Raw genomic sequence first — 15262 nt, 5'->3', positions numbered from 1 at the left:
TGCCGGCTTTGCCCGGCCCGGCACTTGGTGTGCCTGAGTTGCTGCGGCGGTACCGGAAACTCAGGTGTGGCTGTGTGCTCCCGGCCCGGCGACGGCCGGTTCGGCTTCCTCAACGTCCAGGATCTGCACGGTGCCCTTGGTCCCGTCCACCCGCAGCCGCTGGCCGGTCTTGATGGTGGTGGAGGCCGAGCCGGTGCCGGTCACCGCCGGCAGCCCGTACTCCCGGCAGACAATCGCGGCGTGGCTCATCATGCCGCCGATGTCCGTGACGGTGGCCTTGATCTTGCCGAAGATCGGCCCCCAGCTCGGCGCGGTCACGGTGGCCACCAGGATCTCGTCCTGCTGGACCTCGGAGAGCTGGTCGGAATCGTGGACCACCCGTGCGTACCCCTCGACGATGCCCGGGGACGCGGCCATGCCGCGCAGTCCGCCGCCTTCGACCTCTTCGCCCTCGCCCAGCCACTGCTGGACCTGTTCGGTGGTGATCCCCCAGAGCATCCGGGTGAAGGGTTCGGTGATCGAGGCCGGCGGGGTGTTCAGCGCCGGTGCCGGCCGCGCGGTCTTCAGCGCGTCCACGATCTTGCGGCGGCGCTCGATTTCCTCCGGCCAGTAGGTGGGGCCGATCGGCTCGGCACCCACGCCCCAGCCGGTGACCAGGTCGAAGAGCGCGTCGCGGACCTCGTTCCGGTTCAGGTAGAGCAGGTCGTCCGGCTCGGTCCAGAATCCCTCGGCGTGCATCATCCGCGACAGCTCGCGGATCTTGCGCCAGAAGACGCCCATGGTCCAGTGCTCGATGTAGAAGTTGTGGTTTTCCACGTACGGGTAGGCGGTGGCGGCCAGCTGGCGCTTGGCGTCGAAGGCGGCCAGGGTCTCGCCGTCGAGCAGTTCGCGGTATTCCTCCACGATCCGTTCCTTCTCCGCCACCAGCTCCTCGACCGGGCGCATGATGTCCTGGCCTTCGTCCAGCCGGCGGATGTAGTCGGCGATGTAGCCCAGCGGGATTTCCTGGTGTTCGTTCCAGTACTTGTCGTGCCCGTAGAAGCCGTTGCCCACGGTGAAGTTGAACCACGGGTCCTTGGCTTCCTCGTAGCGCGCGATCCAGCGGTCGCCGCCCTCGGAGGCGCCGACCGCGGCCAAGGTGGCATCGACGTCGTCCGTGTTGCCGAAGGCGGACTGCAGGCCCAGCTCCACGGCCAGCTTGGCGAGGTGCTTGAGCTCGTCGTCCGGGCGGAAGAGTTCCATGTCCACGCCCTGCACCATGGTGGCGATCGACTGGTCGGGGATGTTCGGGAAGACTTCCTTGCAGAAGTTGAAGAAGTCCAGGTAGGCGATGTAGCCCAGGTTCAGGAACTCAAAGTGGTACTGCCAGTTCTGGTAGGCCAGCTGGATCAGCCGGTCGTAGTTCTCCAGCAACACCTCGGAGCCGTCCATGGCCTTGCCGGTGGTGATGTCTTCCATCGGGACCATGTCCGGCAGCTTTTTGAACGAGATGGTTTCCATTTCGTCGATGGTGCCGCGGACTTTCACGTGCCATTGCTTGAGCAGTTCCTCCCAGTTCTGGAAGTAGTGGCCCACGCGCTGCTCGAAATGCGGGACCCGGGCGGCGATCTGGTCCTCCGGGACCGGGATCGGCGACATGTACAGGTAGCCCAGGTGCACCCGGAACTCGATGCCGTTGGCGTTGGGGATCATCAGGTGCCGGGCGTTGTACTGGCCCAGGCACTTGACCGCGAACTCGCCGCCGATGGTCTCGAACGGCTTGTAGACGGTGGGCCAGTGCTGGCTGTCGCAGAACCAGAACTTGGCGTCTTCCTGTTCCTTGAGCTTGTCCTGGAACACGAGATAGTACGGGTAGATCTTCTCCCAGCCCTCGGCGCCGGCGGGGACCGGCAGTTCGGAGGGCTTCGGGAAGGACTTCATAGACATGGCGGTCCTTTCGGTGGCGGCTCTGCGTTGAGCCTTCGGTGGGCGGTTCGGTGGAGCTGTTGGAGCCTTGCTGCCTTGCGGTGGAGCTGTTGGAGCCTTGCTGCCGTGCGGTGGAGCTGTTGGAACCTTGCTGCCGTGCGGTGGAACAGGCGGAACAGTTCGGGGCAATGGTCAGGCGGAGGGCTTCAGCAGCGAGGCGGTGATGCTGCCCAGGCTGAAGCCGCCGGCGGCGGTGCCTGCGTTCCCGGCTCCTGCGCTCCCGGCTCCTGCATTCCCGGTTGAGGAGGCGGCCGCCGTCGCGGGAGCAGCACCGAGGGCCGCGGCGTATCCGCCGGCTCCCGGCACTGCGGACGACGACGCGACCGGCTTCTTGGAGGAGTGCACGGTTTCCGGCCGGGACTGCAGCAGCAGCAGGTTTTCGCCGTCGGGCAGGTCCCTGTCCAGCGCCCACTCGATGTCCTGCGGGCACTTGTAGTGTTTCTCGGCCCGCTTGGCCATCCGTGCCACGGCGAGCAGTTCGTCGTCGTTCAGGCTGCGCCGGGCCCGCCGCTCGGCGTCGACCTCCCGCTCCACGAGGGTGCGCGCGGCGGCATCGGGTATCAGTTCGGCATGCTTGTCGCCCAGGTGTTCGGCGACCGGGGCCAGCGTGACCTTGTCCAGCACGATGTTGTCCGGCGTAACCTGCCCCGAGACCACCATTTCGCCGACGCCGTAGGACGCGTCGATGGTGATCTTGGAGCGGTCGCCGTTGGCCGGGTCCAGGGTCATGGCGACGCCGGAGACCCTGGCGTTGACCATCTTCTGCACGACGACGGCCATCGACAGGCCCTGGTCCGGGATGTTGTTCTTCAGCCGGTAGATGATGGCGCGCGAGGTGTAGAGCGATGCCCAGCAGCTGCGGATGTGTTCGCCGACGGCGGCGAAGCCTTCCAGCCAGAGGTAGGTGTCCTGCTGTCCGGCGAAGGAGGCATCCGGCAGGTCCTCGGCGGTGGCGGAGGAACGCACCGCCACCGGGACCGGCGCGTCAAAGCGGGACATCAGGGCGTCGTAGGCCTCGACGGTCTGGGCGCGCATGTCGGCCGGTACCGGGCGGGAGCAGATGTCTTCGCGGATGGAGGCGGATACCGCGTCCACCTGGGCGATGTCTTCCGGGTCCAGGCCGGCCAGCAGTTGGTTGATGTGCTCGGTGATCCCGGCTTCCTGCATGAAGCGGTCGAACTGGGCGGTCGTGACGACGAATCCCGGGGGCACCGGCATGCCCGCAGAGGTCATGGTGACCAGCGAGGCGCCCTTGCCGCCGAGGTTCTCGAGCGTGGGCTCGATCCCGCCGTCGAAAAACTGGATAAATTCGTTGCTGCGCATGGGTTCAGGCCTCCCAGCTGACGGGGACGGTTTCGGGGACGCGGAAGGAGATGTTTTCGCGGAACTCGATGTTTCCGGGGTTCTCCAGCTTCAGGTTCGGTGCCAGCCGCGCCACCTCTTCCAGGGCGATCTTGGCCTGCAGCTTGGCGAGCATGTTGCCCAGGCAGTAGTGGATGCCGAAGCCGAAGGACAGGTGTTCGCGGGCGTTGCCACGGGAGATGTCGAACTCCTCGCCGTCTTCGAAGCGGGCGGCATCGCGGTTGGCGGAGCCCATCAGCAGCAGCAATTCACCGCCCTCCGGGATCTTGACCCCGCCGACTTCGGTGTCCTTGAGCGCCTTCCGGCGCCAGCCGACGATCGAGCCGGCGAAGCGCAGCACCTCGTCGATGGCTGCCGGGATTTTCTTGGGCTCCTCCACCAGCTGCTGCCATTGGTCCGGACGAGCCAGCAGCACGCGCAGGGAGTTGGCGATCAGGGTGGTGGTGGTCTCGTGTCCGGCGAACAGCAGGGAGTAGAGGATGGAGGCGATCTCGTGGTCGCTGATCTCCGCCCCGTCCTGCTGGGCCTTGACCAGGTCGCCGGTCAGGTTGTCGCCGCCTTCCTCGTGGGCGACGCGGACCAGGCGCAGGCATTCCTGCCAGTACTCCACCAGGTTGTGGGCGTGCGGGATCTGCTCCTCATCGCTGAGGTCGCCCCAGGTCATCGCCGCGCGGGAATCGGACCAGCGCTTGAACGTGTCCACCTGGGAGACGTCGGCGCCGATCAGCGTCAGGATCGTGACCGTCGGGACGGTGTAGGCCAGGTCCTTTACGAGTTCGCCGCGGCGATCGGGGCGGGCCAGCATGGCTTCCAGCTGGTCCACGACGTTCTGCCGGATGAACGGTTCCAGCGCCTTGTAGCGGCGCGGAGTGAAAGCTTTTTGGGCGACGGCGCGAATCCGGGTGTGCTCCGGCGGGCGGCGGGCCGACAGCCCCGAGTAGGCGGTGAAGCCGCCCTCTTCCATGATCTTGGTGGCCTGCGGGCCGCGCCGGCGGACCGGTGCCTGGGCGTTTTCGCTGGAGAAGGTCTCCCAGTCCTCGAAAACGGCCTTGATGTCGTCATAGCGGGAAACCACGTAGTAGCCGACGCGCTCGTCAAACATGACGGGCTGCTCGTTCCGCAGCTCGGTGTAGGCCGGGAACGGATCCTTCATTTGGAACGGCTCATAGCCGTGGTGCCCTGCGGGGGCCTCGGCACCGTGGCCGAACGGGCAAGCTGCCGTTTCGGTCGAAGATGACATCTGGAACTCCTTGGGGTCTGCTTCCGCCGTCGCCGTTGTCGGTTTCAGCGGGCTGATTAGACTCCAGTGTTGCCCACGTCACTCTCAGGGCCTAAGGGGCTCTTCCACTCAGTGGAAACGAATAGTGCTTAGCATCTCGTGGCGTGCGGCGGCTTGGTCAGGCGTTGCTTGTCGGAGCTGGCCGGCAGTGGCTCAGCGCGATTTGGGCCGGGCGCTCAGGCCTTCCGGGTGATGTGGCTTCCCAGCAAAGACTCCAGCGGGATGTGCGCGGTGGCGCGTTCGATCTGTGCCGAGACACCGCGCAGCGCCGGAAGGTGCCGCGTCATCGTGGGGGCCTGCGACGTCAGCAACACCAATCCCAGCCCGGCCCCGATCCGACCGGTATGGAAAACGGGCACGGCGATGGAGCAGGAGCCGAGCCGGACTTCCTCCAGCGTGGTGGCGTAGCCCTGCTCGCGAATCTGGACCAGTTCCTCCGCCAGGCGCCCGGGAACAATGTGGGTGTGGGCGGTGGGACGTTCCAACTGCCGGTTCAAGTAGGCGGTGCGCACCCACTCCTCCTCGTACGCGAGGATGACCTTCCCGACGGCGGTGGCGTGCATCGGCAGCCGGCCACCGACCCGCGAGGCACGGGGCACGCGCTTGGTGCCGTAGATACGCTCGATGTACAGCACCTCGTGGCCTTCCCGGACCGCCAGCTGTGACGTCTCGCCGGTCAGGGAGAACAGGTCCTGCACGAAGGGGCGCGCGGCGTCGCGCAGTTGCCGGCCGGCATTCTGCGCCAACTCCCAAAGGCGGATACCCAGTTGGTAGCGGCCGTTGGCGCCGCGGGAGAGGAAGCCCCATTCCGTCAATTCCGCGACCAGACGGTGCGTGGTGCTCAACGGCAGTCCGGAACCCTCGGAAATCTGGGTCAGGCTCAGCGCGCTTCTGGATTGCTCGAAGGCTTCAAGGATGGCCAGCACTCGGGACGTGACCGTGCGTCCCGGATCTCGGCTACCGCCGGCCATAGCTGCCTCCCATATTCCGCCGCCGGTCCGACAAAGCCGGGCACCACCGCCGTCCGGGCAAAACCCGGCACCGCCGCCCGGCCAAGTGGGGCGCCGCCGTCGTCCGGGCAAAGCCGGACAGCGCCGTCGCCCGTGCCGCTGAGCTTCACAGCCGGTGCCCTTGCGGCACCCGGCCGAAACCGAGTCTAGCCGTCGGCCAGCAGCGCCCCGCGCTGCGGCCACAACGTTACCGATTCCAGCGCGGACAGCGCGCGCGCCATGGCCTTTGCCTCCTCGGTGAAGAGATGGCCCAGGACGCGCTGGCTGCAGAGCCGGAGCGCCTGGCCGCGGTCCAGCCCGAACCACTCCATCACGGTGTCGACGCCGTGCGGGCTGAGCCGCCACGTTTTGTCTGCATCCTTGACGATGGCGTCCTCGATCGAGAGGGCCTCCTTGCGCGAGTCGTGCCCGTCGATGATCTCCAGGATGCGCGGAATGAGCGCCGGGTCATGGCCGGCATCTTCGAGGATCCCGGCCGCCAGTCGGGCGCCCTCCTTCTCGTGCAGCAAGACGAGGTCGAGCCGGCCGCCGCCGGGGGCGATCGCGGCGAGGACCTGGTCCGGCGGCACCTGCGACCAGCCGATGTCGTGCAGCATGATGGCCGGAAGGACGACGTCGGCATCGGCCTCCGGGTGGGCGGCCAGCAGGGCCTGGGCCAGGCCATAGGCGTAGAGGGTGTGGGCATCGTTGTCGCGGACGGCAAGCAACGGAGCCGCTTGCTGCCAGATCCGGTCCAAGTGCGCATCCAGGTGCACCACGCCGTCCGGCTGGGCCTCGATGGCGGCGGCGACGTCGTGGCCGTACAGGTTGGCGGCGGGCAGCAGCTTCGTCATGCCCACAGCATGACGAGCAATCGCCGGGCGGGCAACCGGCTGGTTCCGCTGGACGGAAGGTGTGCTGAGGGCGGGCAGGGGCGTAGTGGGCGGGTCGCTTGGCGGGCGGGGTGTGGTGGGCGCGCTGGGCGTGGTGGGCGGGTGGCTTGGCGGGCGGCTTGGGCGGGTCGCAGACGGGCGGGCTTGGGCGTGGTGGGCGGGTCGCTTGCGCGGGCGGCTTGGGCGGGTTGCAGACGGGCAGCTTGCGCCGTAACTTCCCACGTTTCGGCGCATGCTTAAGCATCTTGCCTAGTCAGAAAGGTGTCAGGCTACCAATACATGGGAAGTTATGGCTAAACATGGACAGATGTGCGCTGCCAAGCCGCCGCGGATAGGCATCCTGCCCACCCTGACACCGCTCGGCCGCCAGCGCGACCGCCAGCTCATCGCCGCCAGCCCGACGCAGCGGCCGCGCTAGCCCGTATTCCGCAAGCCCGCGGCAATGCCGTTCACGGTGATCAGCATGGCCCGCTGTAGTGCTTCGTCCGGCTCCGACGTCCGGATGCGGCGCAGCAATTCCACCTGCATGTACGAGATTGGGTCCAGGTACTGGTCGCGGATGTGCAGCGAGCGCTGGAGCACCGGCTGGTTATCGAGCAGTTCGTTCTCGCCGGTCAGCTTCCGGATTTCGGCCACGGTCAGCTCGAACTCGGCCCGGATGTCGTCGAACAGGTGCCGCAGTTGCTCAGGCACCAGCGTCGAGACGTAATGCGCCGCGATCTCCAAGTCGGTCTTGGCCAGCGTCATCTCCACGTTCGAGATGAAGGACTGGAAGTAGTGCCAGTTGCTGATCATCTCGCGCAGCTGCGGCTGCAGTCCGGCGGCCCGGGCGGCCCGCAGCCCGCTGCCGACGCCGTACCAGCCGGGGACGATCTGCCGCGACTGGGTCCAGCCGAACACCCAGGTGATGGCCCGCAGCTTGCCCAACCCCTGGCCGGCGGCCGGACCCGCCTCGGGGTGGTCGGCCGGACGCGAACCGAACTTCACCGCGCTCAGCTGCTCCACCGGCGTCGACGTCCGGAAATACTCCGGCAGGTCCGGGTGCTCCACCAGCAGCCGGTAGCGCTCATAGGCCGCGCCGGAAATCACCTCCATGGCAGCGTGGTACCGGCCGCGTTCGGCCTCCGAGGTCCGCGGCTCCTGGTGCAGCGCGGACGCCTGCAGCACCGCCGCGAGCGCCAGTTCCAGGTTTTCCCGGGCCAGCTCCGGCAGGGTGTACTTGTCGGAAATGACTTCGCCCTGCTCGGTGAACTTGATCTCGCCGGCGAGCGCGCCGTTGGGTTGGGCGAGGATCGCGTCGTAGGTCGGCCCACCGCCGCGGCCGACCGATCCGCCGCGGCCATGGAAGAAGCGCAGCCGCACCCCGTGCCGGGCGGCCACGTCGCGCAGCACCAGCTGGGCCTTGTGGATTTCCCACTGACTGGTGGCCACGCCGGCTTCCATGTTGGAGTCCGAGTAGCCGAACATGACCTCCTGCAGGTCGCCGCGCAGCCGCACGATCCGGCGGTACTGCGGATCCGACAGCAGGTCGTCCAGGATCTTCCCGCCGCTGCGCAGCGCCTCCACGCTTTCCAGCAGCGGCGCGAACCCGATCAGCGCCTTGGGCTCGGAGCCGTCCAGCGCCAGCAGTCCCGCCTCGCGGGCCAACACCGCGGCGGCGAGCACGTCGTCGGCGCCGCGTGCCCGGGACACGATGTACGTCTCCACCGCGTCCGGGCCGTACTGGCGCAGCGCCTCGGCGATCGCGCCGAACACCTCCAGCGTGCGTGCCCGCTTCCTTTTCAATAACGACGGCGGTGCCAGCGGTCCGGGCTCGAGCAGCAGCGAGGAAAGCAGCTGCTGCCGCGGGCCGCGGGCCAGCTCGAGGTAGCCCGCCGGGGCAGCGGCGTCGGCCGCAGGGTCGGTGCCGCCCACAGCTGTCGCCACACCCGCCGGAACAGCCGCGCCGCCAACCGTCACACCCACCGGCGCAGAAGCGTCGACCGCAGGTTCGGTGCCGCCCACCGCCGCAGCCGTCCCACCCGTACCCGCCACTCCACGCGCCCCAGCACCCGAGGCCGCGGTCACGCCGGCCGGGGTCCGCGCGGCATCGCGGGCGGCCAGCAGTGCCGCGACCGCCTTGTGGTGCTTCCCCGCGTTGTCCCGGAAGTCCAGGGTGGCCAGGTGCAGCCCGATGGTCGAGACAGCCCGGCGCACGGCGGCCAGCGAGCCGTCCGCCACCAGCGACGCGGTGTGGGCGCGCAGGGATTGCTCGATCGGCGCCAGGTCGGCCAGCACCTCCGCCGTCGAGCTGTAGTCCCGCCCGGGCTCGTGTGGGAGCCGGCGCTGGATCCGGGCGCTGGTGTTGAGCAGCTTCGCCTTGATGCAGGTCAGTTTCAGCCGGTAGGGCTCATTCGCGTTCAGCTCGCGCACCCTGGCGTCCAGGCCCGGCAGGTTTTCCAGGTCCCTGGCCACGGAGTCCAGCAGCTCGTCGCTGGCGGCCACGATCGTCGTCGAGTTGGACAGGACGGCGATCAGGCTGTCCACGAAGCCGATGTTGATCCGCACCGCGTGCTGGTTCTGCAGCTGGAAGACCTCATGGGTCACGTCCACGGTGACCAGCGGGTTGCCGTCACGGTCGCCGCCGATCCACGAGCCGAAGCGCAGCGGCGCCCCGTCGGCGGGCAGCGTCACGCCATGTTCGGAGAGCAGTTCGGCCAGGTCCCCCATCAGTTCCGGCAGGGTGTTGTTGAGGATGTTGCCCAGGTAGTAGACGGCGTTGCGCGCCTCATCGACCGGGCTCGGCCGCACGTGCCGCAGCTCGTCCGTCTGCCACATCTGGTCGATGATCTCGGCCAGCCGCCGGTCCTGCCGCCGCCGCGCCGTGCTGCCCTCCGCCGTCGTGGTGGACAGCAGGTCGGAGATGGCGCGCAGCTTGTCCAGCACCGTGCGGCGCGAGGCCTCGGTGGGATGCGCGGTGAAGACGGGGCGGACGTCGAGCTGGTTGACCGCGCGCTGCAGCGCCTCGGGTCCGGCTTCCTCGGCAATCTGCGCCACGGTGCGCAGCAACTGCCCGTCTTCCTCCGGCCGGGCACGCAATTGGCGCACCCGATGCACCTGTTCGGCGGCGTTGGCCAGGTGGAAGTAGAAGGCAAAAGCCCGCACCAGGTCGGTGGCCTCGTCCACGTCCAGCCCCGCGAGCAGTTCGCGGACCTGGTCGATCACCTCGCGGGCGGTCCAGGGCCCCGTGGCCTCGCCCTCGCCGCGGGCCGCTTCCTTGGACTCCTTGGTCAGCAGCCGCACCTGCTCCACCAGGTGAAGCAGCTCCGGCCCGTGCTGCCGGGCCAGCGATGCCCCCAGCAGCGTGCTCACCCGGCGCACATCGGCGCGCAGGCTCGAGTCGACATCCCGGTCGCGGGCGGCGTGCGGCATGGGTGCGTCCTTTCGCGTCCTGCGGGCGGCTGCGGCGGGCGTGCCGTTCCCGGGGACTCCAAGCGTCGGCACGGTCCACCTCAAGCGTACGACGGCGGCGCCTCGCCTTTCGCCGACGGGTCCCGGGAGGCGCCGGTTGCCTAGGTGCCGTCCGGGCGGTGCCGGTTGCCTAGGTGCCGTCCGGGAGGTGCCGGTTACCTGGGCGCGGCCCGGGAGCGCAGCCCGGGAGGCGCCGGGTGTCTGGGGTGCCGTCCGGGACCTGCCGGGTCGCGTCCTGCCCGCCCACCGGACCCTTCTCTTATCTGGGGGCCATCCGGATCGCGCCGTCCAGCCGGATGGTTTCGCCGTTGAGCATCGAGTTGGCCACGATGTGCGCGGCCAGCTCCGCATACTCGGCCGGCCGGCCCAGCCGGGACGGGTGCGGCACCTGCTGGCCCAGCGATTCCTGCGCCTGTTGCGGCAGCCCGGCCATCATCGGCGTCTCGAAGATGCCCGGCGCGATGGTGACCACCCGGATCAGCGAGCGCGCCAGTTCGCGCGCCAGCGGAAGCGTCATGGCAGCCACTCCGCCCTTGGAGGCGGCGTAGGCGGGCTGGCCGATCTGGCCGTCGAAGGCCGCCACGGAGGCGGTGTTGATGATGACGCCGCGCTCGGGCCCGCCCAGTTCGGTTTCCACCGGTTCGGTGGCGGCCATGGCGGCTGCGGCCAGGCGGATCACGTTGAAGGTTCCGACCAGGTTGACCTGTACCACCTTGGCAAACGCTTCAAGCGGCAGGACCCCATCGCGGCCCAGCACCTTGCCCGGCGTCGCGACGCCGGCGCAGTTGACCACGATCCTCAGCGGCCCCAGCGCCGCGGCTGCCTCCACCGCTGCCTGCACCTGTTCTTCATTGGTCACGTCGGCGGGCGCGAACACGGCCCGCTCCCCGAGTTCGGCGGCGAGCTCGTTCCCCTTCGAGCCGGGCAGGTCCATCAGCACCACCGACGCACCGGCGGCGTGCAACCGACGGGCCGTCGCCGCCCCCAGCCCCGATGCTCCGCCCGTAATCAACGCTACGGTTCCGGCTACCTCCACTGGATCCTCCTCAGGGTCCTCAACACTCATCTCTCCGGCCGCCTGCCTGCCGGCGGCACTGCACCCCTCAGCCTAGTGTGGCCCGGCGCACACCCCGCGCACCGGCGGGGGGCGCGCGGGCAGATTCCGGCCTGCACCGCCCCCGATCCGCCGTTAGGCTGATCCACATGCCCACCCTGCCCGGCGGCAGAGCCTTCCGCCCGCCCAACCCCGCCCTGGCGGCAGGACGCGCGGACGAGGCCGCCATCGCCGTCGTCCGCCATTTCGGCCAGCGCCTGCTGGGCCTTCCGTTCACCGTGCTGGGCGCGGTCCGCCAGCCCTCCCCAGGGCGCGGCGGGCCGTGGCACTACTGGTGGCAGGCCCACTTCCTGGACTGCCTGGTGGATGCCGGGTGGCGGGAGCTGCGCCGGGGCCAGCATTACGACGGCGGCGACGGGCCGAGCGCCGGCCGTCTCGCCGCGCGACTGCTGCGCACGCTCCGCTGGCGCAACGGATTCCGCTTCGACAACTCCTACTACGACGACATGGCCTGGTTGGCCTTGGCCGCGCAGCGGCTGGACGCGCTGGCCGCCGAGGCGCACAAGCCCCGCTTCCGGAACAGGGCCGCGGCACGCCGCCTGCTGCTCCAACTCGAATCGGCGCACACCCCGGACCTGGGCGGCGGCTTGTTCTGGAACACCGCCAGGGACTTCAAGAACACCCCCGCCACGGCACCGGCGGCCCTGTATCTGGTGCGCGCGGGCGACCGGGCGCAGGCCGCCCGGCTCCTGGACTGGCTGGATGCCACCTTGTACGCGCCCCGGCAGCGGCTGTATCTCGACGGCGTCCGGGTCTCCGGCGGCCAGCCGGCTTTGGTGGACGACGTCTACACCTACAACCAGGGGCCGGTGCTCGGGGCACTGCTGGAAACGGGCCGCGACGCTGACCTGGGGCGGGCCGCCGAACTGGTGCAGGGCATCGCGGCCGGTTTGGTCCAGGGACGTTCGGGAACTCCGCATGCAGCCACCGGCGAACGCACCGCCACCGCAGGACCGGCCGAGGACGAGAGCCCGGCCGCCGCGGCCTCGGCGGCCGCCGGCGACGGCGGCCCACTCGTTCTGCGCACGCACGGTGCGGGCGACGGCGGACTGTTCACCGGGATCCTGGCCCGCTACCTGGCCTTGGCCGCCCGCTCCGACCGGCTGCCGGACTCGGCGCGGGAACTGGCCGCGCGGATGGTCTTGGACACCGCGCAAGGCTTCTGGGACGGGCGGACGATCGGAAACCACCGCACCGGGGAGGTGCTGGTCTTCTCCCCCGACCCCGCGGTTCCGGCCGCCGCGGCGGGCGGGCCCGGCGTCGAGCTGTCCACCCAGCTGCAGGCCTGGATGACCCTGGAGGCCGCCGCCACGCTGCCCGTCTGAGCGGGCATGTGCACGCGGGCGTCGGAGCGGGCGTGGGGACAGGCGCGCTGCCGGGCCTGTACTCGGGCGTCCGAGCGGGCGTGTGAACAGGCGCGCGGCCGGGGCAGTGCACGGGCAGCGGCCAGCCGTCAGGACGGCTTCTTCTGCTGCGGATACGGTGTTTCCTGCCGGGCCAGCATCTCCACGAAGCCGGCGATCTTGCGCTGCCGGGCGGCATCGGTCTTCAGTTGGGCCAGCCGGTGGATCAGCGCGAAGCGGTTCTGCGAGGTGAGCACCTCGAACATCGCCTGCGCTTCCGGGACGGCGGCGATCGCCGCGGCCAGGTCCTCGGGCACCTCGGCCGTGGCGGGCCCGGCGTAGGCCTTCTCCCAGCGACCGTCGGCCTGCGCCGCGGCCACGGCAGCCCGGCCGGCCTCGTGCATCTTGCCGGCCTGCTCCAGCCGCTCGATGTGCCCGACGTTCCGCAGCGACCAGATGCTGCGCTTCGTCCGCGGGGTGAAGCGTTGGAAGGTGCTTTCCGCGTCGCGCCGCCTGCCCTGCCCGTCGATCCAGCCGAAACACAACGCCTCGTCCAGGGCGGCGGCATAATCCAGGGCCGTAACCGTGCCGCCCTTCTTACCCAGGATCAGCCACACACCGGCCGAGGAGGCGTGGTTTTCTTCCAGCCAGGCCCGCCACGCGGCGGCGTCTGGCACCAACAACTCCGGAAGCTCAACAGCCATGCCCTCATGGCAGCACGGCAGGGCCGCGTCGTCTAGTGTTTTTGGGTATCGTCCCGTGCCGGCCCAAGGAGAGAACCCAGATGCTGCGCGTCCGTCCCGTGTTGTCCACCTCCCGCATCGGGCCGTGGCGGGACTTATTGACCGCGGCGGGGCTGGCCTGCGTGGCCGACGACGGCGCCCGGCTGGAATTCGCCGCCGGCTCGGGGCGGCTGGACCTGCGCCCGGCCGATGCCGGCGACGCCGCCGACGGCCGCGTGGAACTGAGCTTCGAGGTCCGTGACCTCGACGAGTTTGTCCGCCGCACCGTGTCCGACGGCACGCGGGCGGAGATCGAGGAGGCCGGCGACGGCCGGTCCGCGCGGATCACCGCACCCTCGGGCCTCAGCTTCCTGGCACGCGCCGCCGCGCCGTCGTTCGGGCACGATTCCGGGCACAACCCGCCCGATCCGGCGCTGGCCGTCATGGCGGTCTGGGTGACGCCGGACGTATCCGGTGCTGCGGCCACCCTCCGCGGAATCGGCGCGCGTCCCCGGGTCAGCGGCGAGGGCGACGGGGCGGACTTCGCGGCGAAGAACGGCGGGCTGGTCGCGGTACAGCACGGCGATACGGAGCAGGTTGGGCTGGCGTTTGAGTACGACGGCTACCTGTCGGCCGTACGGGAGCGCCTCGCCACGGCCGGTTACCGCTGCTCGCGTGCGGACGAGACCGGCCGGCAGGTCCTGCTGGTGGAGCATCCGGACGGCGCGAACCCGGCCGCAGGAGGGTACCTGCGGTTCAGCGGCCCGCGAAACGGTTCGGCTGGAAACCGCCCGCTGCCGCCGACGCTTTGGTCCTGATGGGACCGGCGGTTCCGCGGTTCCGGCGGGTTCGGCCGTGGCTCGTGTGCACTGGAGCGGACGCGCCGGCGGGGCGGCCGGCGTGACTGGCGTCGCAGGGGTGCGGTAGAACAAGTACATGAGCGTACGTACTCCCGACCCGTATCCCGGCTGGCTGTCCCACGAGGATCTGCACGAGGCGCGGCAACGCCTGCCGATGCTTTACGTAGAGGCGGTGCCCGTGCGGCTGGACTCGCTGGGGTATGTCACGGAGATCGGCCTGCTGCTGCAGGCATCGGACGAAGGCGAGATGGTTCGCACGTTCGTCTCCGGGCGGGTGATGTACCGCGAGACGGTCCGCGCCGCCCTGTTGCGCCACCTGGAGAAGGACCTCGGCCCGCTGGCCCTGCCGCAGTTGCCGGCCAGCCCGGTGCCGTTTACGGTGGCGGAATACTTCCCCTCGCCGTCCGAGACCGGTTTGACCGATGACCGGCAGCATGCCGTGGCCCTGGCCTACGTCATTCCGGTCACCGGGGAATGCAACCCGCGCCAGGATGCCTTGGAATTGAGCTGGATGACGCCGGAAGATGCGCTGAGCCAGGCGGTCCAGTCCGAATTCGTCGGCGGCCGCGGCAACCTGCTGCGCCAGGCCTTGGCTCACGCGGGCTGGTGCCGCTGACCGCCGGCCGGGTGCCGGCGGGCTGACCGCCCGGTGGGTCGGCGCGCTGACCGCCGGCCGGGTGCCGGCGGGCTGACCGCCAGCCAAGTGTCGGCGCATGACCGCAGGCCGGGTGCCGGCGGACTGACCGCCCGGCTACTTCGGCAGCATCCAGACGTACATCTGGGCGGCGAGGTCCCGGGACTCCTCCCGGTGCTGGTCCTGGTAGCTCAGCCGCTTCAGCGGGACCGGCCGCTGGCTGCGGCGGTTGGCCAGATCCGTCAGGACCGTGCCCGCGGCGCGCAGCAGCACGGTCAAACGACTCCTGCTGCGGAACTGCTCGGGGTACAAGGGGGCGTGCGTCGGCGCTTCGCCAAGGCGGGCCTCCGGGGCAAAAATGATGCTCATGGCTGGATTCAGCTTTCACAAGAATGTAGGGCTAGCTGTGCGTGAGGTGCTTCGTCGTAAGAACCGACGAGGCACGGTTCCGGCGGGAACTTCGATATCTTGACGCTATCGGCGATCGCGGTCATCTTTGGTCCTCGATCCCGAGCCGGACACCGATTTTTTTGGGCCCGCGGCATCCGGTGCCGAGATCAACGCCCGGGCGCACCGTCCCTATTCCCATGACGTGGACCGCGTGAGAGTCCCCTCACAATCCATCGTTTCATCAGGTCGGCGCGCTGGACA

At 69.5% G+C, this 15262-nt stretch carries 12 protein-coding genes; 3 read left to right on the top strand and 9 right to left on the bottom strand.

Going from position 1 to position 15262, the window contains the following annotated elements; all coding sequences use genetic code 11:
* Positions 1-60 precede the first annotated feature (60 nt).
* The 7 genes from AC5RUP_RS06935 to AC5RUP_RS06905 all read right to left on the bottom strand — a co-directional run bounded on the left by AC5RUP_RS06935 (position 61) and on the right by AC5RUP_RS06905 (position 10974).
* Positions 61-1926, bottom strand: a complete 1866-nt coding sequence (locus AC5RUP_RS06935; protein ID WP_494150592.1) for a PEP-utilizing enzyme — start codon at positions 1924-1926, stop codon at positions 61-63.
* 171 nt (positions 1927-2097) lie between these two features.
* Positions 2098-3288, bottom strand: a complete 1191-nt coding sequence (locus AC5RUP_RS06930; RefSeq protein ID WP_494154440.1) for a PEP/pyruvate-binding domain-containing protein — start codon at positions 3286-3288, stop codon at positions 2098-2100.
* A gap of 4 nt (positions 3289-3292) precedes the next feature.
* On the bottom strand, positions 3293-4567 hold the full coding sequence (locus AC5RUP_RS06925; protein WP_494132771.1) for a cytochrome P450: 1275 nt from the start codon (positions 4565-4567) through the stop codon (positions 3293-3295).
* A 215-nt stretch (positions 4568-4782) separates the two neighbouring features.
* Positions 4783-5577, bottom strand: coding sequence for an IclR family transcriptional regulator (locus AC5RUP_RS06920; RefSeq protein ID WP_494068500.1), 795 nt, complete (start codon positions 5575-5577; stop codon positions 4783-4785).
* A gap of 185 nt (positions 5578-5762) precedes the next feature.
* A complete protein-coding gene (locus tag AC5RUP_RS06915) occupies positions 5763-6449 on the bottom strand; it encodes an HD domain-containing protein (RefSeq protein WP_494154441.1) in 687 nt (228 codons plus the stop codon).
* Positions 6450-6902: 453 nt separating this feature from the next.
* On the bottom strand, positions 6903-9899 hold the full coding sequence (locus tag AC5RUP_RS06910; RefSeq protein ID WP_494132773.1) for a phosphoenolpyruvate carboxylase: 2997 nt from the start codon (positions 9897-9899) through the stop codon (positions 6903-6905).
* Between the two features lie 298 nt (positions 9900-10197).
* On the bottom strand, positions 10198-10974 hold the full coding sequence (locus AC5RUP_RS06905) for an SDR family NAD(P)-dependent oxidoreductase (protein ID WP_494132774.1): 777 nt from the start codon (positions 10972-10974) through the stop codon (positions 10198-10200).
* A 167-nt stretch (positions 10975-11141) separates the two neighbouring features.
* Between AC5RUP_RS06905 and AC5RUP_RS06900 the strand changes: the two genes are divergently transcribed.
* Complete coding sequence (locus tag AC5RUP_RS06900) at positions 11142-12377, top strand: glycoside hydrolase family 76 protein (protein WP_494158394.1); 1236 nt, start codon at positions 11142-11144, stop codon at positions 12375-12377.
* A 128-nt stretch (positions 12378-12505) separates the two neighbouring features.
* Here AC5RUP_RS06900 and AC5RUP_RS06895 read toward each other — a convergent pair whose 3' ends face one another.
* The gene (locus AC5RUP_RS06895; RefSeq protein ID WP_494155231.1) at positions 12506-13099 is read right to left on the bottom strand and encodes a YdeI/OmpD-associated family protein; all 594 of its coding nucleotides are present in this window, start codon (positions 13097-13099) and stop codon (positions 12506-12508) included.
* 80 nt (positions 13100-13179) lie between these two features.
* Between AC5RUP_RS06895 and AC5RUP_RS06890 the strand changes: the two genes are divergently transcribed.
* Together AC5RUP_RS06890 and AC5RUP_RS06885 are read left to right on the top strand one after the other, a co-directional pair.
* Complete coding sequence (locus AC5RUP_RS06890; protein ID WP_494158393.1) at positions 13180-13935, top strand: VOC family protein; 756 nt, start codon at positions 13180-13182, stop codon at positions 13933-13935.
* Positions 13936-14053: 118 nt separating this feature from the next.
* Complete coding sequence (locus tag AC5RUP_RS06885) at positions 14054-14593, top strand: NUDIX hydrolase family protein (protein ID WP_493976990.1); 540 nt, start codon at positions 14054-14056, stop codon at positions 14591-14593.
* 135 nt (positions 14594-14728) lie between these two features.
* On the opposite strand, the gene AC5RUP_RS06880 is transcribed toward AC5RUP_RS06885, so the two are convergent.
* On the bottom strand, positions 14729-14980 hold the full coding sequence (locus tag AC5RUP_RS06880; protein ID WP_494068493.1) for a hypothetical protein: 252 nt from the start codon (positions 14978-14980) through the stop codon (positions 14729-14731).
* Between the last annotated feature and the right edge of the window lie 282 nt (positions 14981-15262).

This window comes from Arthrobacter sp. Y3223151 (assembly GCF_059091125.1).
Note: the sequence above shows the minus strand (reverse complement) of the source record. Positions and strands in the feature narration are given on the sequence as shown.

What these genes read in the sequence shown, in the direction of transcription:
- AC5RUP_RS06880 (WP_494068493.1), bottom strand. Translation starts at nt 14,980, where the DNA reads ATGAGCATCATTTTTGCCCCGGAGGCCCGCCTTGGCGAAGCGCCGACG.
- AC5RUP_RS06925 (WP_494132771.1), bottom strand. Translation starts at nt 4,567, where the DNA reads ATGTCATCTTCGACCGAAACGGCAGCTTGCCCGTTCGGCCACGGTGCC.
- AC5RUP_RS06920 (WP_494068500.1), bottom strand. Translation starts at nt 5,577, where the DNA reads ATGGCCGGCGGTAGCCGAGATCCGGGACGCACGGTCACGTCCCGAGTG.
- AC5RUP_RS06910 (WP_494132773.1), bottom strand. Translation starts at nt 9,899, where the DNA reads ATGCCGCACGCCGCCCGCGACCGGGATGTCGACTCGAGCCTGCGCGCC.
- AC5RUP_RS06885 (WP_493976990.1), top strand. Translation starts at nt 14,054, where the DNA reads ATGAGCGTACGTACTCCCGACCCGTATCCCGGCTGGCTGTCCCACGAG.
- AC5RUP_RS06890 (WP_494158393.1), top strand. Translation starts at nt 13,180, where the DNA reads ATGCTGCGCGTCCGTCCCGTGTTGTCCACCTCCCGCATCGGGCCGTGG.
- AC5RUP_RS06895 (WP_494155231.1), bottom strand. Translation starts at nt 13,099, where the DNA reads ATGGCTGTTGAGCTTCCGGAGTTGTTGGTGCCAGACGCCGCCGCGTGG.
- AC5RUP_RS06935 (WP_494150592.1), bottom strand. Translation starts at nt 1,926, where the DNA reads ATGTCTATGAAGTCCTTCCCGAAGCCCTCCGAACTGCCGGTCCCCGCC.
- AC5RUP_RS06900 (WP_494158394.1), top strand. Translation starts at nt 11,142, where the DNA reads ATGCCCACCCTGCCCGGCGGCAGAGCCTTCCGCCCGCCCAACCCCGCC.
- AC5RUP_RS06915 (WP_494154441.1), bottom strand. Translation starts at nt 6,449, where the DNA reads ATGACGAAGCTGCTGCCCGCCGCCAACCTGTACGGCCACGACGTCGCC.
- AC5RUP_RS06930 (WP_494154440.1), bottom strand. Translation starts at nt 3,288, where the DNA reads ATGCGCAGCAACGAATTTATCCAGTTTTTCGACGGCGGGATCGAGCCC.